Below are 24,002 nucleotides of genomic sequence, written 5' to 3'. Positions count from 1 at the left end.
CTAAACGCCGGTCGCGGTGTTCGGCGGGGGCGATTGGAAAACCGCGAAATAAAGGAAGATCAGCCCAAACGCCAGAATGATGGCCAGAAGCGACAAGACCAGTACCCGCAGGTTGAGGAGACGGCGGCTGCCCTGGCGAACCTCGGTGGTCGACTTGTGTGCGTCATAGGTGCGCATGGTGCTATCTCGCTAAGGACAATCGTGAAAAACCAACGTTTGGTTGGATGCTCAGTTCCGCCCCCACTTGACCATGACCGCCCGACGTCCGACGCTTAGCGATGCTGTTCCCGTGCGCCTCATGACCGTCTCACCCGAGCTTCTCACCCGCATGATCAAGGCTGGCGCCGGTGAGGTTCCGGCTGATGTCGTGATCAAGAACGTGCGGCTGCTGGATGTGATCTCCGGCTCGATCACCCACACCGATATCGCCATCGTCGCCGGCCGCATCGTCGGCACGTATGGCTACTACAATGGCGCGCAGCTGATCGAAGGCGAGAACCGCTTCGTCGTTCCCGGCTTCATCGATACGCACCTGCACATCGAATCCTCGCTGGTCACGCCATTCGAATTCGACCGCTGCGTGCTGCCGCACGGGGTCACCACCGTCATCTGCGATCCACACGAGATCGCCAATGTGCTCGGCGCCGACGGCATCCGCTACTTCCTCGAATGCGCCGAGCGGACCGTCATGGACCTCCGCGTCAACCTGAGTTCGTGCGTACCGGCCACGCCGCACGAGACCTCCGGCGCTCGCCTCGAGATCGCCGACCTCGAGAAATTCCGTAGCCACCCGCAGGTCATCGGCCTCGCCGAGATGATGAACTTCCCCGGCGTCCTCGCCGGCGATCCCGGGATCATCGCCAAGCTTACCGCCTTCCAGGGCGGGCATATCGACGGACACGCGCCGCTGCTCAGCGACCTGGCGCTGAACGGCTACCTCGCCGCTGGCATTCGCACCGACCACGAGGCAACGACAGCGGTCGAGGCACGTGAAAAGCTCAAGAAGGGCATGGCCATCCTCATCCGCGAGGGCTCGGTATCCAAGGACCTCGATGCGCTGGCCGAAATCCTCGATGCCAACACCTCGGCCTATGTCGCGCTCTGCACCGACGACCGTAATCCGCTGGATATCCTCGAAGAGGGTCACCTTGATAGCTCGATCCGCCGGCTGATCGCGCGCGGGCGACCGCTGCATCACGTCTATCGCGCCGCCTCGCACTCGGCGGCCCGTATCTTCGGGCTGAAGGATCGCGGCCTCGTCGCCCCCGGCTACCGCGCCGACATGGTGCTGCTCGACAATCTCGAGACCTGCGCGGTCGCCGAGGTGATCTCGAACGGCCGGCTCATCCGGCCCGAACTGTTCGAGGCACGGAAGCCGGTGCCGCCGGTCGGACTCGCCTCGATGAAAGCGGAGCGCGTCGGGGCCTCGACCTTCATCGTGCCACCCAACCCGCGCCAGAACGAGACGCCGGTGATCGCCGTGCGGCCAGGGTTGATCATCACCTATCGCGAGAGCGCCGTGCTCGAAGTCTCGGAACTCGGCACGCTGCCCGATATCGAGAACGACGTCATCAAGATCGCGGTGATCGAGCGCCACGGTATCAACGGTAACGTGGCGCGCAGCTTCACGAAGGGTTTCGGCCTGAAGCAGGGCGCCATCGCCTCGTCGGTCGGCCACGACAGCCACAACATCACCGTGGTCGGGGTCAACGACGTCGACATGGCCGTGGCCGTGAACCGGCTGATCGAACTCGGTGGCGGCTTCGCGGTCGCCGATGGTGGCAAGGTGACGGCCGAGCTGGCGCTGCCAATCGCCGGGCTGATGAGCCTCCTGAGCTTCGAGGCGGTGGCCGAGAAACTGCATCACCTGCGCGAGGCGGCCTATGCCTTGGGCTGCACCCTGCCCGAGCCGTTCCTGCAGGTCGCCTTCCTCGCCCTGCCGGTGATACCGCACCTCAAGATGACCGATCGCGGCTTGTTCGACGTCGACAGGTTCGATTTCGTCAGATGAGCCTCGCGAGCCGGTTCCTTGCCGACGCGTATAAGCTGCCAAAGCGCAAGTGCGGCATCATCCGCACCCGTAATATCCGCGTGCCGATGCGCGACGGCATCACCCTCGCCACCGAGCATTTCGCGCCAAAACTGCCCGGTCCGCACCCCACTATCCTGATGCGCGAGCCCTACGGCCTGTCCGGCTTCGCCACGGTGGGCGAGCTCTATGCCGAGCGCGGCTACAATGTAGTGCTGCAGGCCTGTCGCGGTACCGACAAGTCGGAGGGCGAGTTCGACCCGTTCGGACACGAGCGCGAGGACGGGCTGGCAACGATCGACTGGATCAAGGCGCAGCCCTGGTACGACGGCAGGCTCGGCACATCCGGCCCAAGCTATCTCGGTTATGCGCAGTGGGCGATCTGCGATGCCCTGCCCAAGCAGTCGGCCATGGCGATCAAGGTCACCAGCGCCGAGTTCAGATCCATTGTCTTCCCGGGCGGTGGGCTGGCGGTGGGTCTGTGGCTGAGTTGGATCCAGACGGTCGAGGGCCTGAAGGGCAATCAGTTGAGCACCGCCCACCGCATGTTCACCGGCGGTATCGAGCGGACGACGCTCCGCGCCACGATGAAGCTGCCCCTGCGCGATGCCGACAAACGTGTCACCGGGCGCGTGGTGCCGTTCTGGCGGCGCTGGATGGATGAGGCGATCGGCAACGACGCGTTCTGGCAGCCGCTCGATCACACCCACCGCATCGGCGCCCGTACGCCCCCGGTCAGCTTCACCTCCGGCTGGTATGATTTCATGCTCGACCAGTTGCTGCGCGACTACGCTACGCTGGTCGATGCCGGGCAGACGCCGCAGCTGACAATCGGTCCGTGGACCCATGTCAGCCCCGACCTGCAGATGGAAAGCGTCCGGCAGACGCTCGACTGGATGGACGCCAAGCTGCTCGGCGACCCGTCGCGCCTATCGGCGAAACCCGTCCAGCTCTGGATATCGGGCGAGAACCAGTGGCGCGAGTTCGATGCCTATCCGCCCGCCGAGGCCGAGCGCCAGATCTGGCACCTCCATCCGGATCAGGTGCTGTCGCAGCGGCCAGTCCGCGCCGCGCCGCCGGATACCTACACCTATGATCCTCGGAACCCGACTCCCGCCGTCGGTGGCGCGATGTTCGCCTTTGCCGGGGCCGGGCCGGTGGACCAGGCGCCGCTGGAGAAGCGCGACGATGTGCTGGTCTATACCTCGGAGCCGCTGTTCAACCCGGTGACCATTCTCGGACAGGTTCGCATTGCCCTTTATGCCCGCTCGACGCTGCCGAACACGGACTTCTTCGTGCGCCTGTCGGATGTCGACGAGAAGGGCGTCTCAACCAATGTCTGCGACGGCTTCCTGCGCAAGACGTCCGGGGACCCAGCCGTTGCCGACGACATCTGGAAGTTGAGCTTCCGCATGCACGCCACGGCGCACAGGTTCCAGCGCAACCACCGGCTCCGCGTTGTGATCGCCAGCGGTGCCCACCCACGCTATGCGCGCAACACGGGCACCGACGAGGCGCTGGGCGAAGCGACGCACCTGATGACGGCCGATATCGAAATCTTCCACGATCCGGCGCGGCCGAGCGCCATTCACCTGCCCGTCGTCGAACTCGACCGGGTTGCCGGTCAGTAGAACCCGGCCTTTCGGCATTCGCGCAGGGTGAGCGTGTCGAGATTGACCTTGGAATGCACCGCATCCACCTCGTTTGCGCCGGTGGCCCAATAGCTGGCGGGGTCGCTGACGCTCTCGCCCGGCAGCGGCTCCGGCGGAGCCTCCGACGCAAGCGAGCGCATCTCCCTGATCTTTAGCACATCGCACTGCCGCTGCACGCGAGCGGCGTCGGTGGGGTTTAACTCCACTCCGCGAATGCTGCTCTGCGCCATCGCTGGCGTCGTCAGGCCCAACATTACGAGCGCTAGGGCGCGTAGCTTCATTTGGCTCATTCCCGGCTGACTAAACGCTACATAACGAAACGCGCGCCGTTTGGCTGCGCCCGCGTCAGCGAACTGCCTTCACTTGTTCGCGCGCGGCATGGAGGATCGGCTCGGTATAGCCTGACGGCTGCGTGGCGCCCTCGAGCGCCAGGTCCAGTGCCGCCTGATAGGCGATCGAGCTATCGAAGTGCCCGGCCATCGGCTGGTACAGCGGATCGTCGGCATTCTGCCCATCCACCACCACTGCCATCTTCTCGAACGAGGCGCGCACCTCGACTTCGTTGACCAGCCCGTGCTTCAGCCAGTTCGCCACGGCCTGCGAAGAGATGCGGCAAGTGGCGCGGTCCTCCATCAGCCCGACATTGTTGATGTCCGGCACCTTGGAACAGCCAACGCCCTGGTCGACCCAGCGCACCACGTAGCCAAGGATGCCCTGCGCATTGTTGTCGAGCTCGCGCAGCACCGCCGCACGGTCGAGAGTGCTCGCATCGAGCACCGGCATCGAGAACAACTCGCCCAGCCCCGGCGTCGCCTGGTTGTGCCGGCGCTTCTGTGCCTCGAACACGTTGATCTGGTGATAGTGCAACGCATGGAGCGTCGCCGCGGTCGGCGACGGAACCCATGCCGTGTTGGCGCCGGCATTGGGATGCGCGGCCTTGCTCGCGAGCATCGCCGCCATGTCGTCCGGTCGCGCCCACATGCCCTTGCCGATCTGCGCCTTGCCCGAGAAGCCGGCAGCGAGGCCGATCAGCACGTTCCGGTCCTCATAGGACTGGATCCACTTCTCGGCCTTCACGTCATCCTTGCGGAGGACAGGGCCGGCCAGCATCGAGGTGTGGATTTCGTCACCGGTGCGATCGAGGAAGCCGGTGTTGATGAAGAACACCCGGCGCCGCGCCGCATGGATCGCCGCCTTGAGGTTCGCCGAGGTGCGGCGTTCCTCGTCCATGATGCCGATCTTGATCGTCTCGGGCTTCAGGCCGAGCACCTTCTCGACGGCGCCGAAGATATCGCAGGCGAACTGCACCTCGTCGGGCCCGTGCATCTTGGGCTTCACCACGTAGATGGCGCCGGTGGTCGAGTTCACCTTGTCGCTCATGGCGCAGAGGGCCGTGACCGCCGCGTCCATCAGCCCCTCGCCGATCGGCTGCCCGGACGAATCGAGGATGGCCTTGGTGGTCATGAGGTGGCCGACATTGCGGACGAGCAGCAGTGCCCGCCCCTTGAGGGTCAGCGGCCGACCGTTGGCGTCCTTGTACTGCCGGTCGGCGTTCAGCTTGCGGGTGACCGGCTTGCCGCCCTTCTCGAACGTGTCCTCGAGCGTACCGTTCATCAGACCGAGCCAGTTGCGATAGACCCCGACCTTGTCCTCGGCGTCTACGGCCGCGACGGAATCCTCGCAATCCTGAATGGTCGTGAGGGCGGACTCGACGATCACGTCCGAGAGCCCGGCTTTGTGGGTCGCGCCGATCGGGCTCGCCGGATCGATGATCAGGATAACATGCAGGCCATTGTGGCGGAGCACGAGTTCGCCGCGCTCCTGCGTGCCGCCATACCCGGCGAAAGCCGACGGGTCCTTGAGCCCCACGCGTCCCGCGGCCGTATTGGCCACAAAGACGCGCCGGTCACCTTCCTTGATCACATGGTAGCCGGTGACATCGACATGGCTGCCCGATGCAAGCGGCAGCGAGTCATCGAGGAATTGCGCGGCACGTGCAACGACCGCCGCGGCCCGGGCTGGGTTGAGCCCCTTGCCCGGCGCCAGCTCGCCGTCGCGCGCGATCGCATCGGTACCGTAGAGCGCATCGTAGAGGCTGCCCCAGCGCGCGTTCGCAGCGTTCAGAGCATAGCGGGCATTGGAGACCGGGACCACGAGCTGTGGGCCGCAGATCGAGCTGATCTCGGGATCGAGCCCCTCGGTTTCGATGGTAAAGTCGGCGGGTTCCGGCACGAGGTAACCGATCTCGCGCAGGAAGGCCTGGTACTTGGCCGGATTGGCAGCAACGGGGCCGTTGGCCTTGTGCCAGTCATCAATTTGAGTCTGGATGCGGTCTCGGATGGCGAGGAATTCGCGGTTCTTCGGCGCGAAGTCGCGGACAAGACCGGCAAGGCCCTGCCAAAACTGGTCGGGTGCAACCCCGGTCCCGGGAATGGCTTCCTTCTCCGCGAAATCGACCAGCAGGGAGTCGACCTTGAGGCCGGCCTTTTCCACGTAACCCATTAGCAGTTCCTTCAGGCAGCGAGCGCCGACTTCATCGGTTCGCCCATCACATAGGTCTCGACGATCGCGCGATCGTCGCCGCAGGTCTGTAGCAGGAAGAGCTCCTGCTCCAGCGAGTCGACGGTCTCCATACGCAGTTTCATCTGCGGCGTCGCCCCGGAGTTTAGGATGACGATGTCGGCTTCCTTGCCCGCCTCGAGCGTGCCGATCCGGTCATCGAGGCTCATCGCCCGGGCGTTGCCGAGGGTCAGGTGATAGAACGAGCGGAACGGCGTCAGGCGCTGGCCGCGCAGCTGCATCACCTTGTAGCCCTCGTCCATGGTGCGCAGCATCGAATACGAGCTGCCGCCGCCAACATCCGTGGCGGTAGCGATGCGCACGCCGTGCTTGTGCTGCCTCTCGTAGTCGAACAGGCCCGAGCCGATGAAGAGGTTCGAGGTCGGGCAGAACACCGCGACCGAGCGGGTGTCTGCTAGCACCTCGGTCTCGCGATGGCTCAGATGGATCGCATGCCCAAGCAGCGTCCTGGGCCCGAGCAGGTGGTACTTCTCGTAAATGCCGACATAGTCGCCATAGTTCGGAAAGAGCTCGTTGGCGAAGGCGATCTCGGCGAGGTTCTCGCTGACATGGGTCTGGATGTGGAGATCAGGGAACTCCCGCGCCAGCGCCTCCGCCATCGCCATTTGCTCGTGCGTCGAGGTGATGGCGAAGCGTGGGGTGATGGCGTAGTGCGCCCTGCCCTTGCCGTGCCACTTTGCGATACCGGCCTTGGTGTCGTCGTAGCCCGATTGCGGCGTGTCGCAGAGGCCCGGCGGGGCGTTGCGATCCATCATCACCTTGCCGCCGACCATCAGCATCTTGCGCTTCTCGGCCTCCGAGAAAAACGCATCGACCGATTGCGGATGCACCGAGCAATAGGCAGCGGCGGTCGTGGTGCCGTGCCGGATCAGCTCGTCGAAGAAGCGCGAGGCGATGCGTGTGGCATGCGCCTTATCACCGAAACGCTGCTCTTCGACGAAGGTGTAGGTGTTGAGCCACTCGAGCAGCGCACCGGCATAGGCGCCGATCACCTGCATCTGTGGGAAGTGGATGTGCGGGTCGATGAACCCGGCCATGATCAGATGCGGCCGGTGGTCGATGATCTCGCCCGCCTCCTGGTGCGACACGGCGCGCTCGTTCCACTCGCCGACCATGACGATCTTGCCGTCGCGGATGACAACCGCGCCGTCGTCGATATAGCGGTAGCTGGCGTGATCCTCGCGGCCCTGCGGCTCCTCGAGGAAGGTCAGCACCCGCCCGCGCAGAATTTTCATGCTCACGTGCCGCTCTCGCGGAACCAGGCGACGATCATGGCGCGCTCTTCGTCGGTCATGTCGGTGACATTACCCGGCGGCATCGCGTGCGAGTAGCCCGCCTGGATCGCCACCTGCTCGGCGTGATTGGCGATGGAAATGGGGTTGTCGAGGATGACATTCTTGGGTGCTTCGGAGACCCCCTCCCACACCGGTTCGGCCGTATGGCACATCGAGCAGCGTCCGATCACCGCGTTGCTCGCTGCCTCGAAATGCGGGCTCTGCATAAGGAGGGTCGCCTGTGGCGAGGGGATGCTCTCCGCCCCGGTCGGCAGCTTCGGGCCGGTCGACAGCCACGCGATCAGGATGAAGATCACCACGGTCAGCGCCCAGGTCCAGTGCGGATTGCCCTTCCGGGCGTGGCGGGTGTTGAAATAATGCCGGATCAGCACGCCGCAGAGGAAGATCAGCGAGGCGATCACCCAGTTCCACTGCGTGGCGAAAGCCAGCGGGTAGTGGCTTGAAAGCATGAAGAAAATGACGGGCAGCGTCAGGTAGTTGTTGTGCAATGAGCGCTGCTTGGCGATCTTGCCATACTTCGCGTCCGGCACGCGGCCGGCCTTCAGATCGGCGACGACGATCTTCTGGTTGGGGATGATAATGCCGGCAACGTTCGCCGCCATGATCGTCGCGGTGAACGCCCCCATATGCAGCATCGCGGCCCGGCCGGTGAACACCTGCGTATAGGCCCAGCTCATCGCCACGAGCACGCCGAACAGCACCACCATCAGCCCCGTAGTGGAGTTGCCGATCGGCGATTTGCACAGCGCATCGTAGACCAGCCAGCCGAACACGATCGACCCCAGCGAAATGAGGATCGCGCCCCAGCTCGGGATATCCAGCACATGCCGATCGACGAGGAACAGGTCGGCGCCGAAATAGTAGACGACGACCAGCAGCATGAAGCCCGAAAGCCAGGTGAAATAGGCTTCCCACTTGAACCAGGTCAGGTGCTCGGGGAGGAAATCCGGCGCCACGAGGTATTTCTGGATGTGGTAGAAGCCGCCGCCATGCACCTGCCACTCCTCGCCATGCGCCAGCGGGGGCAGGCTCGGGGTCTTCCTGAGGCCGAGGTCGAGCGCGATGAAATAGAAGCTCGAACCGATCCAGGCGATGGCCGTGATCACGTGCGTCCAGCGCACCGCGAAGCTGAGCCACTCCCAGAAAATTGCGAAATCGGTCATTCAGCTGCCCCAGCTACCCAAATCCACCGGCGTCATTCCTGCGAACGCGGGAACCCAGTGCGGAGCCAGCCATGCACCCAAGCGCTTGCGGGACAATCCCACTAGGTTCCCGCGTTCACGGGAATGACGCTGGTGGTTGGCTAAGCCCCCAAAGAACAAATGAAGAGGCGGACTCGCGCCCGCCCCTCCGCGTTCAATACCGTGCTTACGAGGCGCTTTCGACGCCCTTGGCGAACCAGTCCATCACCGCGAGTTCGCTGAGCGGCGGAACGACGCCGTCGGCAATGCGGAGCGTCCCCTCGGTGTCGTAGATCGGGCCCTTGAAGATATCGAAACTGCCGTCCATGTAGCCGGCCTTCACCCCGTCGGCGAGGGCGACGACGTCGGCGGGCAGGCTCGCATTGTAGGGCGAGATCACCACCGTGCCGTCGACGAAGCCGCCCCAGTAGTCTTCCGATGCCCAGGTGCCGTCGAGGATCGCCTGCGTCCGCTTGACGTAGTACGGACCCCAGATGTCTTCGATGGCGGTCAGGTGAGCCGTCGGGCCGAAGCTCGACATGTCTGCGCCCTGGCCGAAGCCGAAGAGGCCGCGCTGCTCGAGAATCTGCAGTGCCGCGGGGCTATCGGTGTGGGTGGTGACGATATCGGCGCCGAGATTGAGCAGCGTCTCGGTAGCAGCCGCTTCCTTCGGCGGATCGAACCAGGAGTCGATGAAGACGAGCTTCAGCGTCGCGGCCGGGTTCTGCTTCTGCGCTGCGAGGATGAACGAGTTCACGCCGAGCACCACTTCGGGCACCTTGTACGAGCCGAGGTAACCGAGGACACCCGACTTGCTCAACTTGCCCGCGATGGTGCCGAGCACGGCGCGGCCTTCATGGAAGCGCGAGTTGTAGGTGGCGACATTGTCGGCGCGCTTGAAGCCGGTGCAGTGCTCGAACTTGACGTCCGGGAACTCCTTGGCGACTTCGAGGGTCTGGTCCATGTAGCCGTAGGACGTGGTGAAGATGAGCTTGCAGCCCTGCTGGGCCAGGTCGCGCATCACCGGGATGGCCGAGGCGTCTTCGGCGACGTTCTCGACGTAGACCGTCTCGACCTTGTCGCCGAGCGCGGCGTCGACGGCCTCGCGGCCCTTGTTGTGGGCCCAGGTCCAGCCGTAGTCGCCGATCGGGCCGAGGAAAACGAAACCGACCTTGATCTTTTCCTGGGCGAAAGCCCTGGAGCCGATGAGCGGCAGCGCGGCGGCTGCGGCGCCTGTCTTGATCAGTGTGCGGCGGTTGAGAATCGACATGAACGTCTCCTGTTACGTTGTTGGCGTTTCTAGGTTGCGGGAAGGAAGGGCTTGCCGAGGCAAGCAGGCGCGTTGAGGCCCACCCGATCCCGCATCGAGATCAGTGTGAGGACCACAACGGTCATGATGTAGGGCATGGCGGCCCAGAACTGCGACGGAATGGCCTGGGCGCCCGGGATGAACGACAGTCCACCGGCCTTGGCGTTGAGCTCGAGCCACATCAGGACGCCGAAGAAGTAGGCGCCCACAAGCAGGCGAGGTGCTTTCCAGCTGGCGAACACCACGAGCGCCAGCGCAATCCAGCCGCGCCCGGCCGTCATGCGCTCGGCCCACATCGGGGTAATGACTAGCGAGAAATAGGCGCCGCCGATGCCAGCCATGGCGCCGCCAAAGGCAATGGCGGCGTAGCGCACGCCTATCACCGAATAGCCGATCGAATGCGCCGACAGGTCGTTCTCTCCAACGGCTCGGAGGATGAGGCCCGCGCGCGTCGACTTGAGGAACCATGCGACGAGCACCACCATGAGCAGGGCCAGGTAGACGATCGGCGAGTAGCCGAAGAACACCTTAAGCACCGGATCGCGAGCGAGGTCCGGCGGGAAAATCGAGCCGAAGGGCGGCACGATCCGCCCGACGAAGCTGAGGCCGATGAGCGAGCTGAGGCCCGTGCCGAAAATGGTCAGCGCCAAGCCGGTCGCAACCTGGTTGGAGCGCAGGGTGAGAACGAAGAAGCCGAATAACAGGCCGGACAGGGCGCCGCACACCGCTGCCGCCACGACACCGATCCACGGCGCCAGCGGCCCGAAGCCGTTCATCGAGGCGAACACGGTCCCGGCAAAGCCGGCAATGGCGCCCACCAGCATCATGCCCTCGACGCCGAGGTTGAGGACGCCCGATTTCTCGACCACCAGCTCGCCGAGCCCGGCTAGGAGGATCGGCGTGGAGATGCCCACGATGGTGATAATGGCGAGAATGACGAAATCCCAGTTCATCGTCACTCTCCCGGAGCCGGCACGGGTACGGCCTTGGCCGGCCGCACGATGCGGATGCGGTTGCGCACCAGCACGTCGCTGGCGAGGATGAAGAACAGCATCAGCGCCTGGAAGATGCCGGCCGTGGCGTTCGGAATCTTGACAGTTGTCTGCGCCACCTGCCCGCCGACATAGGTGATGGCGAGCACGATGCCGGCGATCAGCACACCGATCGGATGCAGCCGACCAAGGAAGGCGACGATGATCGCGGTGAAACCGTAGCCGGAGGGAAAGCCCAGGTTGATGGCCTTGAGGGCGCCGGCGAACTCGAGCGCCCCCGCGAGGCCGGCCATGCAGCCACCGATCAGCATGGACAACCACACCGTCTGGTTGTTGTCGAAACCACCGTGCCGCGCCGCATTCGGCGCCGAGCCGACCACGCGGACCTGGTAGCCGAACACCGAGCGGGACATGACCAGCCAGAAGACGAACGGCAGCACCAGCGCGATGGCGATGCCCAGGTGCACGGTCGTGCCGGGAATGAGGATGGGCAGCGTCTGGTCGGGCTGTAGCGGCGCTGTGGCCGGGAAATTGCGCCCGTTCGGGTCCTTCCACGGACTGCCCACGAGATAGCCCAACACCTGCACCGCGACATAGGTCAGCATCAGGCTCGAGAGGATTTCGTTGACGCCGAACCGCGTCTTGAGGCCGGCGGGAATAGCCGACCATGTTGTGCCGCCGACCATGCCGGCGAGCAGCATGGTGACGATGACCAACGGCCCGCCTGCCGTGCCGGCGGCGATGCCGATGCCGGCCGCACAGAGGGCGCCGATGATGTACTGGCCCTCGGCGCCGATATTCCAGACATTCGCCCGGTTGCCGATGGAGAGGCCGAGCGCAATGATGATCAGCGGCGCGGCCTTGGTCGCCACGTCCTGCCACTTGTAGCTGAGCAGGATCGGCGAGATGAAAATATCGACGACGGCGCGGAAGCCGTCGATGCCAAGCAGGTCGAACACCACGACGCCGATCGCCATGGTGAGCAGCACCGAGGCGATGGGGGTAATGACCAGCATGAGCCTGCTCGGCTCCGCGCGCTTTTCGAGCTTAAAGCGCATGCACGGGCTCCCCTGCCGCTTCAGTTGCAACGGGCGCCGCGTGTTCACCGTGAATGCCGCCCATCAGGAGGCCGATCTCGTGAATGTCCGCGCCTTCCACCTGCATCGGCCTAGACAGCCTGCCGCCGTTGATCACCGCCAGCGTGTCGCAGAGCGAAAGCAGCTCATCGAGGTCCTGGCTGATCACCACCACAGCCGAACCCGCTACCGCTAGATCGACGATGGCCTGGTGGATGGCAGCAGCCGCGCCCGCGTCGACACCCCAGGTCGGCTGGCTGACCACCAGCACGCTCGGCTTCTGCAGGATTTCGCGGCCCATGATGTACTTCTGCAGGTTCCCGCCCGACAGCGATCCGGCCATCGAGCCGGGTCCCTGTGCCTTGACCGCAAAGGCGGTGATCACCTCGCCGGCATAGGTCCTCGCCGTCGAGGACTTGATCATTCCCGCCGAGACCATGCCGAGCCGGTCGCGGGCGGTGAGGATGGTGTTGTCCGAGAGCGTGAACTCGGGCACGGCCGCATGGCCGTTCCGCTCTTCCGGCACGCTGGCGAGCCCCTTGAGCCGCCGCTGCTTGGCCGGCAGCCCGCCGACCGCCGTACCGTCGATGCTGATCGCCTCGCGATCGCCCGTAAGCTCCTCGCCCGAGAGCGCCAGCAGCAGCGCGTTCTGGCCGTTACCGGCCACGCCGGCGATACCGAAGATCTCGCCCGCCCGCACTGTGAAGGTCACGTCGCGCAAGGGTATGCCGAACGGCCCGGCCCCGGGCAGTGACAGCCGATTGACCACCAGCCGCTCCTTGCCGAGCGTCCGGCCGGCCGGCTTCTTCACGTCCTTCAGCCCCGCACCGATCATCTTCTCAGCCATCGAGCGCGAGGTCTCGACCTTGGGGTCGCAGGTGTCGACGAGCTTGCCGCCGCGCAGGATCGTCGCCGTATCGCACAGCGCTTTGATCTCGTGCAGCTTGTGCGAGATGTAGAGGATCGAGCAGCCCTCGGCGGCGAGCTTCCGCAGCACCACGAACAACTGCTCGACCTCCTGCGGGGTGAGCACCGAGGTCGGCTCATCCATGATCAGCAACGTCGGGTTGAGCAGCAGCGCCCGCACGATCTCGATGCGCTGGCGCTCGCCGACCGACAGCGTCGAGACGGTGCGGTGCGGCTCGAGGTGCAGGCCATACTGGTCCATCACCTGCCGGATCTTGGCTTCGAGATCGCGCGCCGGGATCTTGGCGTCCATGCCCAGCGCGATATTCTCGAGCACGGTCATCGCCTCGAACAGGCTGAAGTGCTGGAACACCATGCCGATGCCGAGTTTTCGCGCGAATTTGGGGTTCGGCACCGCCACCGGCTGCCCGTTCCAGCGGATTTCCCCGGCGTCCGGCTGCATGATCCCGTAGATCATCTTGACGAGGGTGGACTTGCCAGCCCCGTTCTCGCCGAGCAGGGCGTGGATTTCTCCCGGCAGCACGGCAAAGCCGACATTGTCGTTGGCGAGCACGCCGGGAAAGCGCTTGGTGATGCCGGTGAGTTCGAGGCGTGGCGTGAGGCTAGTGTCCAACAACGGCTCCCGACTGCGTCGTGACCGGCCGCGCGATAGAAGCTTCCCGAGAGCCAATGTGGACCAAAATCTCGGCCGCCGCCAGCGCCGCGATCACCTCCGGCCGCTTGTCCCCCAGCCCATCTGGGAAGGCCTTGCCGCCGATCGGCAGCACCAGTTTTTCCAGCCGATCGGCGGGGTAGCCCTCCGACAGATACCAGCTGCGAAACCGCGCGCGCTTCGTTTTCGAGCCGACCATGCCGACATACGGCGCATCGAGCCGCTGCAGGGCTTCGGCGCCGATGAGGAAGTCGAGCGCGTGGTCATGCGTGAGGATGACGTAGGCGCTGCCCTCGGGCGCCGAACGCACCACCGCCTCGGGCATCGGCACGGCATGCGCCTCGACATTGTCGGGCAAGTCGACAAGCTCGTCCGGCCGCGTATCGACGACGTGCACATGCGCAGGCAGCGGGGAGAGCGCACGCGCCAATGCGTGTCCAACATGGCCCGAGCCGAACAGGAACACGTGAGGCAGCGAGGCCTCCTCGGCGGTCAGCCTCGACGTCAGCGTTTCGAGCAGCTCCGGCGTCGCGCGCCGCAGCGCTACGTCCACCCTGCCGCCACAGCACTGGCCGATTTCCGGGCCGAGCGGGATATCGAGATCGTCCTGATGCTCACCGTTCCGCAGCACTTGCCGCGCCCGGTCAATAACCATGTACTCGAGCGCCCCGCCCCCGATGGTGCCGATGATGTTGTGCGCGGTGATCAGCATGAACGTGCCCGCCGCACGGGGCGAGGAACCACGGACGGCAGTGAGCTCAGCAACGATGGCGTCCGGCTGGACGGCGAGAAAAGCTTCGATCTCCCGGATGGAGATGCTCACGCTTTGGCGCCTTTCCGCATGCGCTCGACCGCCAGCAGCACCCGCTCGGGCGTCGCCGGCATGTCGAGCTGGGGCGCAATCTTGTACTCGGCCACCGAGGCCACGGCCATCGAAAGTGCTTCGACCACCGAATATCCCAGCACCAGCGGTGGCTCGCCGACGGCCTTGCTCCGCCCGATCGCCGGCTCCTTGTTGGTGCTCCACTCGGCGAGCTTCACGTTGAAGATGCGCGGCACGTCGGACGCCAGCGGGATCTTGTAGGTGGAGGGCGCGTGGGTGCGTAGCTGCCCCTTCTGGTCCCACCACAGCTCCTCGGTGGTGAGCCAGCCGACGCCCTGGATGAAGCCGCCCTCGACCTGGCCGATATCGATCGCCGGATTGAGCGAGCGGCCGACATCTTCGAGCACGTCGGACCGGTCGATCTGGTACTCGCCGGTGAGCGTGTCGATCGTCACCTCCGACGCCGCAGCACCATAGGCGAAATAGTAAAACGGATGTCCGCGACCGGTGGTGCGGTCCCAGTGAATCTTGGGCGTCTTGTAGAAGCCGGCCGCCGACAGCGAGACGCGGTTCATCCAGCACGAGGTCGCCAGTTCATCGAACGGCACGAACTGCTGCCCGGCGCGAATCCCGCCGAACTCCCACTGCACCTCCTGGGGCTCGACCTCGTAGATGAAGGCGGCATGCGCCGTCATCCGCGCCTTGATCTGGTTGGCCGCATCGAGCGCCGCCATCCCGTTGAGATCGGTGCCCGACGAGGCGGCGGTGGCGGACGTGTTCGGCACCTTGCCCGTATTGCTGGCGGTGATCTGCACCCGCTCGACCGGCACGCCGAAAGCGTCGGCTACGACCTGCATCACCTTGATGTGCAGCCCCTGCCCCATCTCGGTGCCGCCGTGGCTCAGATGGATCGAGCCATCGCGATAGACATGGACCAGCGCGCCGGCCTGGTTGTGCCAGGTCGCCGTGAAGGAAATGCCGAACTTCACCGGCACCATGGCGATGCCCTTCTTCAGCACCTTGCTGGTCCGGTTGTACTCGAGGGTCGCCTTGCGCCGCGCCTGGTAGTCCGAGCTTTCCTCGAGGTCCTCGATCACGCGGTGGATGACGTTGTCCTCCACCTCCTGGTGGTAGGGCGTAATGTTGTTGCTGTTGGTGCCGTAGAAATTCGCTTTGCGGATCTCGAGCGGATCCTTGCCCAGCGCATAGGCGATGTCCTCGATCCAGCGCTCCGCCCCGATGATCCCCTGCGGACCGCCGAAACCGCGGAAGGCGGTGTTGGATACGGTATTGGTGAACAGCGGCAGGGAGTTCAAGCGGACGGCCGGATACCAATAGGCATTGTCGGCGTGGAACAGAGCGCGGTCGGTAACCGGGCCGGAGAGATCGGCCGAATAGCCGGAGCGCGCGGCGAACGTGGCGGTCACCGCCTGGATTTTGCCGTCGTCGTTGAAGCCGACATCGTAGTCGACGACAAAATCGTGGCGCTTGCCGGTGATCTGGAAATCGTCGTCGCGGTCCGGCCGGATCTTCACAGCCCGGTTGAACTTCTTGGCGGCGATCGCTGCGACGACTGCGAAAAGGTTGCCCTGCGTTTCCTTGCCGCCGAACCCGCCACCCATGCGGCGCATGTTCACCGTGACCGCGGCATGCGGAATGCCCATCACCTGGGCGACCATCACCTGGATTTCGGTCGGGTGCTGGGTCGAGCAGTGGATGGTGATTTCGTCATCCTCGCCCGGCACGGCCAATGCGGCCTGGCTTTCGAGGTAGAAGTGCTCCTGCCCGCCAATGCGGACGCGGCCCTTAACCCGCCTCTGGGAGGCCGCCAGCCCGGCATCGGCGTCGCCGCGCTCGAGCTTCAGCGGCTCGGTCACCACCTTGCCGCCGGCTGCAACGGCGCCGTCGACATCGGTGAAGAACGGCAGATCGCGATACTCGATCCCGGCCAGCTTCGCGGCCCGCCGTGCTGCCTCACGCGTCTTGCCAATCACCGCGAACAGCGGCTGGCCCCAGGTGACGACGCGGGTCGTCGCGAACACCGGCTCGTCATGCTTGTGGACGGAACTGATGTCGTTCTCGGCCGGCACATCTTCGGCGGTTAGGACGCCAATTACGCCCGGCGCCTTGCGCACTGCTTCCAGGTCCATCGAGGCGATGTCGGCATGCGGCTTGGTCGAGAGACCGAGATAGGCGTGCAGCGTACCCTCGGGCTCGACGAGGTCGTCAATATAGTCAGCACGGCCAGCCACCTGCTTGATGGCTGAGTCATGCGGTGTGGAAACGTGCAGCGGGGAAGCGGTGATCGGGGATTGCTTGTTCATCATGCCACCTCCCGCGTCAGCCGCTCGGCATTCCCGGCGGTTTCTAGGAAGAAGCGACGGAGCAGGTTCTGCGCCGCCAGCATGCGGTACTCGGCCGAAGCGCGCATGTCGGTGAGCGGCTGATAATCCTCGGCATAGGCCGCAAGTGCCGCCTCCACGGTCGCAGACGTCCACGGCTTGCCGACCAGCGCCGCCTCGACGGCCTTGGCCCGCTTCGGCGTCGCCGCCATGCCACCATAGGCGACGATGACAGAAGCGACCTTGCCGACCTCGACCTTCACCCGGAACGAGGCGCAGACCGAGGAGATATCCTCGTCCTTGCGCTTCGAAATCTTGTAGGCCGCGAACTGCTCGCCGTCGGGCAATGTGGGGATGATCACGCTCTCGACGAACTCGCCCGGCTGTCGATCCTGCTTGCCATAGGCGATGAAGAAATCCTCGAGCTTCACTTCGCGGCGGGCGTCGCCCTTGCGGAGGACGATCGAGGCGCCCAGCGCCATCAGCGGCGGCGGCGTGTCGCCGATCGGCGAACCGTTAGCGATATTGGCGCCGATCGTGCCGGCATTGCGCACCTGCTGGCCACCGATTCGGCTCCAGAACTCCGCCAGTTGCGGGAAGCTCGACGTGATGGCCGCCTGCGCCTCGGTATAGGTCACAGCCGCGCCGATCCGAAGTGCGCCATCGATCTCGGCGATGCCGTGAAGGTCCGGCACATCGGCGATGTAGATCATCGGCCCGATGTCGCGCATGAACTTGGTGACCCAGAGGCCGACATCGGTGGCGCCAGCAACCAGCGTCCCGGTCGGGTTGGCCTCATAGACTTCGGCAAGGTCGTCGGCGGAAGCCGGGATGATAACCCGGTCCTTGCCCTGCCCGAGTTCGACTCGCTTGCCGTCCTTGAGCGCCTGGAGCCGCGCCTTGATCGTCTGGCGCTCTACCACCAGCGGATCGGCGACCACCGTGCCATAAGCCGAGATCGAGCGGCCGGCCTTGATTATCGGCGAGTATCCGGTGCAGCGGCAGAGATTGCCCTGCAGCGCCACTTCGATGTCGTTCACCGATGGGTCGGCGTTCTCCATCCATATGCCGTAGAGCGACATCACGATGCCTGGCGTGCAGAAGCCGCACTGGCTGCCGTGGTGATCGACCATCGCCTGCTGCACCGGGTGCAACGGGCCATTGGCGGCGCTGAGATGCTCCACGGTCACCACATGCTTGGCATCGAGGCTGCCGACGAAAGTGATGCAGCCATTGATGGCTTCATACTTGAGTTCGCCCCCGCGCAGGCGCCCGACGAGGACGCTGCACGCGCCGCAATCGCCCTCGGCGCAGCCTTCCTTGGAGCCGGTCATGCGCCGGTCGAGGCGCAGATAGTCAAGCAGCGTACGGGTAGCCGAAATCTCGTCCAGCACGACGTCCTGGTCGTTGAGGATGAAGCGTAGCTGGCTCCGGATTTCGGTCATCAGCTTCCCCGGTAGGTCGAGTATCCGTACGGCGAGACGAGTAGCGGCACATGATAATGCGCCGCCTCGCTCATGACGAACCGGACCGGCACCGTGTCGAGAAACGGGGTCTCCAGCTCCACACCGATCCGCTCGAAATACTGCCCCACATGGAAGATCAGCTCGTAGCTGCCCAGGTGGAATCGGTCGCCTTCGAGCAACGGCTGGTCGACCCGCCCGTCGGCATTGGTGTGTCCGCTCCATATATGGTGCGTGTGGTCGCCATGTACCATGGCCAGGTCGAGCCGCATTCCGGCTGCCGGCCTGCCATGTGTCGTGTCGAGTACGTGCGTCGTCAGGCGTGCGGGACCCGCCATTTTCTATCCTTTGCCCGGTTCGCGGGCACCCTCACGGCCGCCGCTTGCCGTTGAGGCACTACGTTCTGATTGCCTGACTATTGAGCAATTCCGTCTCCGTTCCAAGGGGGTACGCCACGGTTTTTTACCAACTGGTCCACTTTTCGCGGGGTTGCATCGCGGCGCCCACGCCTGTGATATTTCGCGGAACGAGACGAGGTGAACCTAATGCGATATCCCCGCAACCTGTTGGGCTACGGCCCGAACCCTCCGGATGCCCAGTGGCCGGGTGGCGCGAACATCGCAGTGCAGTTCGTCCTGAACTACGAGGAAGGCGGCGAGAACAACATCCTGCATGGCGACGCTGCGTCCGAAGCATTCCTCGTCGACGTGATCGGCGCCGCGCCCTGGCCGGGCAAGCGCCACTGGAACGTCGAGTCGATGTATGAGTACGGCGCCCGCGCCGGCTTCTGGCGCCTGCACCGGCTCTTCACCCAGAACCAGCTTCCGGTAACGGTCTATGGCGTCGCTACCGCCCTGCAGCGCAGCCCAGAGCAGGTGAAGGCCATGCTCGATGCCGACTGGGAGATCGCCAGCCACGGCCTCAAGTGGATCGACTACCGCGATCACGACATCGAGCACGAGCGCGAGGACCTGCACACGGCGGTGAAGCTCCATACCGAAGTCGTCGGCACCCGCCCGACCGGCTGGTACTGCGGCCGCACCTCGATCAACACCGTCGATCTCGCCAGCGAGGAAGGTGGCTTCACCTATGTCTCGGATACTTATGACGACGACCTGCCCTATTATCGCGAGCATATGGGCTCGCCGCAGCTGATCATCCCCTACTCCCTCGCCACCAACGACATGCGCTTCACCACCGCATCCGGATTCGCCAATGGCGAGGAGTACTTCCAGATGCTCAAGGACAGCTTCGACGTGCTCTACGCCGAGGGCGAGGCCGGTTCGCCCAAGATGATGTCGCTGGGCCTCCACTGCCGGCTCGTCGGCATGCCGGGCCGATTTGCCGGGCTGCAGCGCTTCGTCGATTACGTTATGTCGAAGGAGAAGGTGTGGATCGCGAAGCGCATCGACATCGCCGAGCACTGGCTCAGGACCCACCCCTATGAGAAGCCGGCGCTCGTGCCGTCCGAGCTCGCCCTCGATGATTTCACCCAGCTGTTCGGCAATGTCTTCGAACATTCCGAGTGGGTCGCAGAACGCGCCCACAAGCGCGAGATGGGGCCGGTACACGATACGCCGGTCGGGCTGCACGCCCTGATGTGCCAGGTGTTCCGCGCCGCCTCGGAGGATGACCGGCTCGGCGTGCTCCAGGCCCACCCGGACCTCGCCGGCAAGCTCGCAGCGGCCAAGCGCCTGACCAGCGAATCCGAGTCCGAGCAGGCCTCGGCCGGCCTCGATGCGCTCACCGATGCCGAGCGCGAGAAGTTCGGCGCGATGAACCAGGCCTATGTCGACAAGTTCGGCTTCCCGTTCATCATCGCGGTGCGCGACAACACCAAGGCCCAAATCATGGCGGCGTTCGAGAAGCGGCTGTCAAATGACCGGGCGACGGAATTCGCGACGGCCTGCAAGCAGGTCGAGCGGATCGCGGAGCTGCGGATCGGGCAGATTCTGGCTTAGTGCCAAACCGATAGAGACGGCCCCCTCCCATCCTCCCCCATGAAGGGGGAGGTGCCACGTCGGGGTATGGGGCCACGATCGAGTCAAAAACTCTCGACTCTTCACCTCCCCTTCATGGGGGAGGATGGGAGGGGCCGTCTGCCTCGGCTCCTTCACTCGTTGGAAACACTGCATTTCTGACCGACAGACGAGGGCTTGACACCCGCACACTCAGTCTATAACCATTCAGTTATAGAAACACTGAGTTATGCAAATGCCTGCCACTGCTTCCCAGCTCGATCTCACCTTTGCGGCGCTCGCCGACCCGACGCGCCGCGCCATTCTGGCCCGGCTTGCCCAGGGCGAGGCGACGGTCAATGAGCTGGTCGAACCGTTCGACATGAGCCAGCCGGCCATCTCCAAGCACATCAAGGTGCTGGAGAACGCCGGGCTCGTCTCGCGCGGCAAGGACGCCCAGCGCCGGCCCGTGAAGATCGAGGCCGCACCCATGGCTGAAGCTGTCGGTTGGCTCGAGACCTACCGCAAGTTCTGGGAGACGAGCTACGGCCGCCTCGACAGCCTGCTCGCCCAGCTCCAGAGCTTCACCCCGAAAACCGACGACAAGAACTGAGGAGCCTTGCCATGATGCCCCCACTGACTATCGACCTGCCGTCCGACCGCGAGATTGCCATTACCCGGCAGTTCCAGGCGCCGGCCGACCTCGTCTTCGACTGCTGGACCGTCCCTGCGCTGATCCGCCGCTGGCTCGGCTTCGCCGACTGGGAGTTTGTCACCTGCGAGTTCGACCCGCGCATCGGCGGCAAGTGGCGCTTCGTAGTGCGTAGCCCCGACGGCTATGTCATGGGGTCCGGCGGCGAAGTGGTCGAGCTCACCCGCCCGAGCCTGATCAAGACCACCGAACTCTACGACGAGGATTGGACCGGCGGCGAAACCATCGTCACCAACCGGCTGACCGAGAAGAGCGGCATCACGACATCGGTCGTCACCATCCTCTATCCAACCACCGAGGCCCGTGACGGCGCCCGCGCCACCCCGATGGCCGACGGCATGGAGAACGGCTTCAAGCGGCTCGAGGAGCTGCTGGCCGAAATGCCCGCCTACTGACCACCGACTAACGACTGCCACCCAACCTGCCGCCGCAGCGTTCCGCTTCGGGGATCGGCAGAACTCAACCCAAGGAGACCGAAATGACCACCCCCAAGATCATGCCCTGCCTGTGGATCGACGACCGCATCGAGGAAATGGTGAACTTCTACATCGCCACCTTCAAGGACGGCGAAATCCACGAGGTCCAGCACTATCCGGACGGCCGCTCGCTCACCATCACCTTCCGCCTCAAGGACCAGGAGTTCATGGCGCTGAACGGCGGTCCCACCTTCAAGTTCACCGAGGCGATCTCCTTCACGGTCGACTGCGAGGACCAGGCCGAGGTCGACCACTACTGGAACACCCTGACAGCCAATGGCGGCGAGGAATCGATGTGCGGCTGGCTCAAGGACAAATACGGGCTCAGCTGGCAGATCGTGCCCAAGCAGTTGCCGGAGCTGTTGCGCTCCTCCGACCGCGCCGGTGCCGGCCGCGCTATGCAGGCGATGCTGCAGATGCGAAAGATCATCGTCGCCGACCTCGAGAAGGCCTTCGCCGCCAAATGAGCGAACTGACCGCCGACGCCGTCCTCGCCCGACTGCACGCACTGCAGTCGGACGAGGAATTGCAGAAATACCAGCGCTACTTCAAGTTCGGCAAAGGCGAGTACGCTCATGGCGACCGCTTCATCGGCGTTCGCATGGGCCATGTCTTCAACCTCGCCAAGGAAATGATCGCGCTTCCCCCGGCCGAGATCGAACGGCTGATGGAATCGGACATCCACGAAGCCCGCGCCGCCGCCATGAGCATCATGGCCAAGCAATATGCGGCAAAGAAAACCACGCCCGAACGGCGCCAGGAGCTGTACGACCTCTACCTGCGCCGCCACGACCGCATCAACAACTGGGACCTGGTCGATCTCGCCGCCTACTACGTGATCGGCCCGCACCTGGTGGATCGTCCGCGCGACATCCTCCATCGCCTCGCCAGGTCCGATAGCATGTGGGAGCGTCGCACCGCGATCCTCGGCACCTTCGCCTTCATTCGGCGCGGCGAGTACGGCGACACGTTCGCGATCGCCGAAGAGCTGATGAACGATCCCGAAGACCTGATCCACAAGGCGGCCGGCTGGATGCTGCGCTCGATCCCGGATCGCGCCGCACTCTCGGCCTTTCTCGACGCCCACGCCGCCCGGATGCCGCGCGTCATGCTGCGCAACGCCATCGAGCACTACAACCCGGAAGATCGGACGCGCTACCTTGCGATGGGCAAGAAGTCCGCTTAGTCGCCGCCGCCGTCGCCACCTCCACCATCGCCGTCGTCGTTGAACAGGCTGTCGGTGCTGGAACTGCCGCGCGCCCGGGTGAGCGCCCCGGCGTACCAACCTGCACCGATCAGGATCATCGTGGCGATGACCGGCCAATACGTGCCGAGGAACGCAAACACCGGCTCCCGGAATGACTTCTGAAAGTCCAGGAGCCAGTTCATGCTCAGCGCCTTGGCGGGGTCAGGTCCGGACGATCCGCCTTCGGTTCACCGTCTTCCCAGGCGATCGAGGTGTCGCCCTTGGGCTCGGCGTGGTCGAAGAGGCGATCCAGCCACAGTCGAAACATGCGGCCTGCCTCCTCGAACTGGTGGGGATCGAGCAGCGGACGATGCGGCGCAGGGTGCATGTGCGTAGCCATGCCCCTGAATCTGCGCTCCAATTCTAAACTTTTCCTGACGCTGGAGCCTCGCCTTAGCCCCTAACCGATTATCGCCTGCTTAAGTGCGCAATCGCACCGAGCGCGCCTTACTTGTAGAAGCCCTGCCGCAGATTGATGCCGTACTCCAGCCAGACTTTCATGGCGCAGAGCATGCCGGTCCAGCCCTCGGTATTGCCGATGCAGGACTTGAGGCCGGCCTCGGTCTCACGCCAGCCCTCTTCCGTGATGGTCACGAGCGTCCGTCCATCCTCGAGCGCTTCGAACGTCATCGTTACCGTCGTCTCGTACGCCCCCGCCCCGTCGCCGCCGTCGGCGGCGCCCCACTTGAGGACGATCCTGCTGTCGGCGACGACTTCGACGACATGGACGGGGAAAGCCCCGGGGAAATCGGCGAAATCCCAGGTCACCGTCGCGCCGGTCTCGAGGCGTCCCCGGGCGCCGGCGGTGGTGAAGTAGCCAGAGAGCTTCGCTGGGTCCGCAACCGCCTCGAACACCTCATGGATCGGCTTCGTGATCCGTCCCGATACGTTGAGCTTGAGTTCCATCACCGGTTCCTCCTTGCCTTTCCCTCGATTATGTTATAAAAATATAACATGTCAAGCGACGACGAAGAAGACAGGATTTTCAAGGCTTTGGGGAACAGGGTGCGCCGTCGCCTGCTTGATCGGCTGAGGGACAATCCGGCCACCACCGGCATGCTGTGCGACGCCTTTCCCGAGCTCGACCGCTGCACGGTGATGCAGCACCTGAAGGTGCTTGAGGATGCGGGGCTGATCGTCGTCCGGCGCAGCGGCCGCGAGCGCTGGAACCACCTGGACGCGCTGCCCATCCAGTCCCTGCACGAACGCTGGATCGGCAGCTATGCGGCTTACGCGGCACAGGGGCTGCTCAAGCTGAAGCGCGGACTTGAAACCGACCTTACCTAGAC

Annotated in this window: 24 protein-coding genes; 8 read left to right on the top strand and 16 right to left on the bottom strand. The window is 64.6% G+C overall.

Annotated elements, in window-relative coordinates; all coding sequences use genetic code 11:
- Nucleotides 1–177 (bottom strand): hypothetical protein, encoded by a 177-nt coding sequence (locus tag ACOYW5_RS22625; RefSeq protein ID WP_423067132.1) that lies wholly within the window; start codon nucleotides 175–177, stop codon nucleotides 1–3.
- A 121-nt stretch (nucleotides 178–298) separates the two neighbouring features.
- Between ACOYW5_RS22625 and ade the strand changes: the two genes are divergently transcribed.
- Together ade and ACOYW5_RS22615 are read left to right on the top strand one after the other, a co-directional pair.
- A complete protein-coding gene (gene ade / locus ACOYW5_RS22620; protein WP_423067131.1) occupies nucleotides 299–2,011 on the top strand; it encodes an adenine deaminase in 1,713 nt (570 codons plus the stop codon).
- A complete protein-coding gene (locus tag ACOYW5_RS22615) occupies nucleotides 2,008–3,660 on the top strand; it encodes a CocE/NonD family hydrolase (protein ID WP_423067130.1) in 1,653 nt (550 codons plus the stop codon). Before ade ends, ACOYW5_RS22615 begins: the two co-directional genes overlap by 4 nt.
- On the opposite strand, the gene ACOYW5_RS22610 is transcribed toward ACOYW5_RS22615, so the two are convergent.
- The 12 genes from ACOYW5_RS22610 to uraH all read right to left on the bottom strand — a co-directional run bounded on the left by ACOYW5_RS22610 (nucleotide 3,654) and on the right by uraH (nucleotide 18,659).
- Complete coding sequence (locus ACOYW5_RS22610) at nucleotides 3,654–3,962, bottom strand: hypothetical protein (RefSeq protein WP_423067129.1); 309 nt, start codon at nucleotides 3,960–3,962, stop codon at nucleotides 3,654–3,656. The genes ACOYW5_RS22615 and ACOYW5_RS22610 overlap by 7 nt on opposite strands.
- A gap of 64 nt (nucleotides 3,963–4,026) precedes the next feature.
- Nucleotides 4,027–6,183 (bottom strand): malate synthase G, encoded by a 2,157-nt coding sequence (locus ACOYW5_RS22605; RefSeq protein WP_423067128.1) that lies wholly within the window; start codon nucleotides 6,181–6,183, stop codon nucleotides 4,027–4,029.
- Between the two features lie 11 nt (nucleotides 6,184–6,194).
- Nucleotides 6,195–7,502, bottom strand: coding sequence for a guanine deaminase (gene guaD, locus ACOYW5_RS22600; RefSeq protein WP_423067127.1), 1,308 nt, complete (start codon nucleotides 7,500–7,502; stop codon nucleotides 6,195–6,197).
- On the bottom strand, nucleotides 7,499–8,719 hold the full coding sequence (locus ACOYW5_RS22595) for a urate hydroxylase PuuD (RefSeq protein WP_423067126.1): 1,221 nt from the start codon (nucleotides 8,717–8,719) through the stop codon (nucleotides 7,499–7,501). The genes guaD and ACOYW5_RS22595 overlap by 4 nt, the downstream gene beginning before the upstream one ends.
- Nucleotides 8,720–8,924: 205 nt before the next feature.
- Nucleotides 8,925–10,007, bottom strand: coding sequence for a BMP family ABC transporter substrate-binding protein (locus ACOYW5_RS22590; RefSeq protein WP_423067125.1), 1,083 nt, complete (start codon nucleotides 10,005–10,007; stop codon nucleotides 8,925–8,927).
- A gap of 29 nt (nucleotides 10,008–10,036) precedes the next feature.
- Complete coding sequence (locus ACOYW5_RS22585; protein WP_423067124.1) at nucleotides 10,037–10,999, bottom strand: ABC transporter permease; 963 nt, start codon at nucleotides 10,997–10,999, stop codon at nucleotides 10,037–10,039.
- Between the two features lie 2 nt (nucleotides 11,000–11,001).
- Nucleotides 11,002–12,096, bottom strand: coding sequence for an ABC transporter permease (locus ACOYW5_RS22580; RefSeq protein ID WP_423067123.1), 1,095 nt, complete (start codon nucleotides 12,094–12,096; stop codon nucleotides 11,002–11,004).
- Complete coding sequence (locus ACOYW5_RS22575; protein WP_423067122.1) at nucleotides 12,086–13,657, bottom strand: ABC transporter ATP-binding protein; 1,572 nt, start codon at nucleotides 13,655–13,657, stop codon at nucleotides 12,086–12,088. Before ACOYW5_RS22575 ends, ACOYW5_RS22580 begins: the two co-directional genes overlap by 11 nt.
- Nucleotides 13,644–14,504, bottom strand: a complete 861-nt coding sequence (xdhC, locus tag ACOYW5_RS22570) for a xanthine dehydrogenase accessory protein XdhC (RefSeq protein WP_423069535.1) — start codon at nucleotides 14,502–14,504, stop codon at nucleotides 13,644–13,646. The genes ACOYW5_RS22575 and xdhC overlap by 14 nt, the downstream gene beginning before the upstream one ends.
- Nucleotides 14,505–14,512: 8 nt before the next feature.
- Nucleotides 14,513–16,840, bottom strand: a complete 2,328-nt coding sequence (gene xdhB / locus ACOYW5_RS22565) for a xanthine dehydrogenase molybdopterin binding subunit (protein ID WP_423067121.1) — start codon at nucleotides 16,838–16,840, stop codon at nucleotides 14,513–14,515.
- On the bottom strand, nucleotides 16,840–18,303 hold the full coding sequence (gene xdhA, locus ACOYW5_RS22560; RefSeq protein ID WP_423067120.1) for a xanthine dehydrogenase small subunit: 1,464 nt from the start codon (nucleotides 18,301–18,303) through the stop codon (nucleotides 16,840–16,842). Before xdhA ends, xdhB begins: the two co-directional genes overlap by 1 nt.
- On the bottom strand, nucleotides 18,303–18,659 hold the full coding sequence (gene uraH / locus ACOYW5_RS22555) for a hydroxyisourate hydrolase (RefSeq protein WP_423067119.1): 357 nt from the start codon (nucleotides 18,657–18,659) through the stop codon (nucleotides 18,303–18,305). The genes xdhA and uraH overlap by 1 nt, the downstream gene beginning before the upstream one ends.
- 207 nt (nucleotides 18,660–18,866) lie before the next feature.
- Between uraH and puuE the strand changes: the two genes are divergently transcribed.
- The 5 genes from puuE to ACOYW5_RS22530 all read left to right on the top strand — a co-directional run bounded on the left by puuE (nucleotide 18,867) and on the right by ACOYW5_RS22530 (nucleotide 22,653).
- Nucleotides 18,867–20,282 carry an allantoinase PuuE gene (gene puuE / locus ACOYW5_RS22550; protein ID WP_423067118.1) on the top strand — a complete coding sequence of 472 codons (1,416 nt, stop codon included), beginning with the start codon at nucleotides 18,867–18,869 and terminating at the stop codon, nucleotides 20,280–20,282.
- Nucleotides 20,283–20,535: 253 nt separating this feature from the next.
- Nucleotides 20,536–20,892, top strand: a complete 357-nt coding sequence (locus ACOYW5_RS22545) for an ArsR/SmtB family transcription factor (protein ID WP_423067117.1) — start codon at nucleotides 20,536–20,538, stop codon at nucleotides 20,890–20,892.
- A gap of 11 nt (nucleotides 20,893–20,903) precedes the next feature.
- A complete protein-coding gene (locus ACOYW5_RS22540) occupies nucleotides 20,904–21,386 on the top strand; it encodes an SRPBCC family protein (protein WP_423067116.1) in 483 nt (160 codons plus the stop codon).
- A gap of 83 nt (nucleotides 21,387–21,469) precedes the next feature.
- Complete coding sequence (locus ACOYW5_RS22535) at nucleotides 21,470–21,934, top strand: VOC family protein (RefSeq protein ID WP_423067115.1); 465 nt, start codon at nucleotides 21,470–21,472, stop codon at nucleotides 21,932–21,934.
- Nucleotides 21,931–22,653 carry a DNA alkylation repair protein gene (locus ACOYW5_RS22530; RefSeq protein WP_423067114.1) on the top strand — a complete coding sequence of 241 codons (723 nt, stop codon included), beginning with the start codon at nucleotides 21,931–21,933 and terminating at the stop codon, nucleotides 22,651–22,653. Before ACOYW5_RS22535 ends, ACOYW5_RS22530 begins: the two co-directional genes overlap by 4 nt.
- Here ACOYW5_RS22530 and ACOYW5_RS22525 read toward each other — a convergent pair.
- The 3 genes from ACOYW5_RS22525 to ACOYW5_RS22515 all read right to left on the bottom strand — a co-directional run bounded on the left by ACOYW5_RS22525 (nucleotide 22,650) and on the right by ACOYW5_RS22515 (nucleotide 23,619).
- Nucleotides 22,650–22,856 (bottom strand): hypothetical protein, encoded by a 207-nt coding sequence (locus ACOYW5_RS22525; protein ID WP_423067113.1) that lies wholly within the window; start codon nucleotides 22,854–22,856, stop codon nucleotides 22,650–22,652. The genes ACOYW5_RS22530 and ACOYW5_RS22525 overlap by 4 nt on opposite strands.
- A 2-nt stretch (nucleotides 22,857–22,858) precedes the next feature.
- On the bottom strand, nucleotides 22,859–23,053 hold the full coding sequence (locus ACOYW5_RS22520; protein ID WP_423067112.1) for a hypothetical protein: 195 nt from the start codon (nucleotides 23,051–23,053) through the stop codon (nucleotides 22,859–22,861).
- 107 nt (nucleotides 23,054–23,160) lie between these two features.
- On the bottom strand, nucleotides 23,161–23,619 hold the full coding sequence (locus ACOYW5_RS22515; protein ID WP_423067111.1) for an SRPBCC family protein: 459 nt from the start codon (nucleotides 23,617–23,619) through the stop codon (nucleotides 23,161–23,163).
- A 48-nt stretch (nucleotides 23,620–23,667) separates the two neighbouring features.
- Here ACOYW5_RS22515 and ACOYW5_RS22510 point away from each other — a divergent pair, with 48 nt between their 5' ends.
- Complete coding sequence (locus ACOYW5_RS22510; protein ID WP_423067110.1) at nucleotides 23,668–24,000, top strand: ArsR/SmtB family transcription factor; 333 nt, start codon at nucleotides 23,668–23,670, stop codon at nucleotides 23,998–24,000.
- The last annotated feature ends 2 nt before the right edge of the window (nucleotides 24,001–24,002 follow it).

It is taken from the genome of Devosia sp. CN2-171, from assembly GCF_049354815.1.
Classification (GTDB): Bacteria; Pseudomonadota; Alphaproteobacteria; order Rhizobiales; family Devosiaceae; genus Devosia_A.
Note: the sequence above shows the minus strand (reverse complement) of the source record. Positions and strands in the feature narration are given on the sequence as shown.

Coding starts and splice junctions, on each gene's coding strand:
- ACOYW5_RS22625 (WP_423067132.1), bottom strand. CDS start 177: ATGCGCACCTATGACGCACACAAGTCGACCACCGAGGTTCGCCAGGGC.
- ade (WP_423067131.1), top strand. CDS start 299: ATGACCGTCTCACCCGAGCTTCTCACCCGCATGATCAAGGCTGGCGCC.
- ACOYW5_RS22615 (WP_423067130.1), top strand. CDS start 2,008: ATGAGCCTCGCGAGCCGGTTCCTTGCCGACGCGTATAAGCTGCCAAAG.
- ACOYW5_RS22610 (WP_423067129.1), bottom strand. CDS start 3,962: ATGAAGCTACGCGCCCTAGCGCTCGTAATGTTGGGCCTGACGACGCCA.
- ACOYW5_RS22605 (WP_423067128.1), bottom strand. CDS start 6,183: ATGGGTTACGTGGAAAAGGCCGGCCTCAAGGTCGACTCCCTGCTGGTC.
- ACOYW5_RS22595 (WP_423067126.1), bottom strand. CDS start 8,719: ATGACCGATTTCGCAATTTTCTGGGAGTGGCTCAGCTTCGCGGTGCGC.
- ACOYW5_RS22590 (WP_423067125.1), bottom strand. CDS start 10,007: ATGTCGATTCTCAACCGCCGCACACTGATCAAGACAGGCGCCGCAGCC.
- ACOYW5_RS22585 (WP_423067124.1), bottom strand. CDS start 10,999: ATGAACTGGGATTTCGTCATTCTCGCCATTATCACCATCGTGGGCATC.
- ACOYW5_RS22580 (WP_423067123.1), bottom strand. CDS start 12,096: ATGCGCTTTAAGCTCGAAAAGCGCGCGGAGCCGAGCAGGCTCATGCTG.
- xdhB (WP_423067121.1), bottom strand. CDS start 16,840: ATGAACAAGCAATCCCCGATCACCGCTTCCCCGCTGCACGTTTCCACA.
- xdhA (WP_423067120.1), bottom strand. CDS start 18,303: ATGACCGAAATCCGGAGCCAGCTACGCTTCATCCTCAACGACCAGGAC.
- uraH (WP_423067119.1), bottom strand. CDS start 18,659: ATGGCGGGTCCCGCACGCCTGACGACGCACGTACTCGACACGACACAT.
- puuE (WP_423067118.1), top strand. CDS start 18,867: ATGCGATATCCCCGCAACCTGTTGGGCTACGGCCCGAACCCTCCGGAT.
- ACOYW5_RS22545 (WP_423067117.1), top strand. CDS start 20,536: ATGCCTGCCACTGCTTCCCAGCTCGATCTCACCTTTGCGGCGCTCGCC.
- ACOYW5_RS22540 (WP_423067116.1), top strand. CDS start 20,904: ATGATGCCCCCACTGACTATCGACCTGCCGTCCGACCGCGAGATTGCC.
- ACOYW5_RS22535 (WP_423067115.1), top strand. CDS start 21,470: ATGACCACCCCCAAGATCATGCCCTGCCTGTGGATCGACGACCGCATC.
- ACOYW5_RS22530 (WP_423067114.1), top strand. CDS start 21,931: ATGAGCGAACTGACCGCCGACGCCGTCCTCGCCCGACTGCACGCACTG.
- ACOYW5_RS22525 (WP_423067113.1), bottom strand. CDS start 22,856: ATGAACTGGCTCCTGGACTTTCAGAAGTCATTCCGGGAGCCGGTGTTT.
- ACOYW5_RS22520 (WP_423067112.1), bottom strand. CDS start 23,053: ATGGCTACGCACATGCACCCTGCGCCGCATCGTCCGCTGCTCGATCCC.
- ACOYW5_RS22515 (WP_423067111.1), bottom strand. CDS start 23,619: ATGGAACTCAAGCTCAACGTATCGGGACGGATCACGAAGCCGATCCAT.
- ACOYW5_RS22510 (WP_423067110.1), top strand. CDS start 23,668: ATGTCAAGCGACGACGAAGAAGACAGGATTTTCAAGGCTTTGGGGAAC.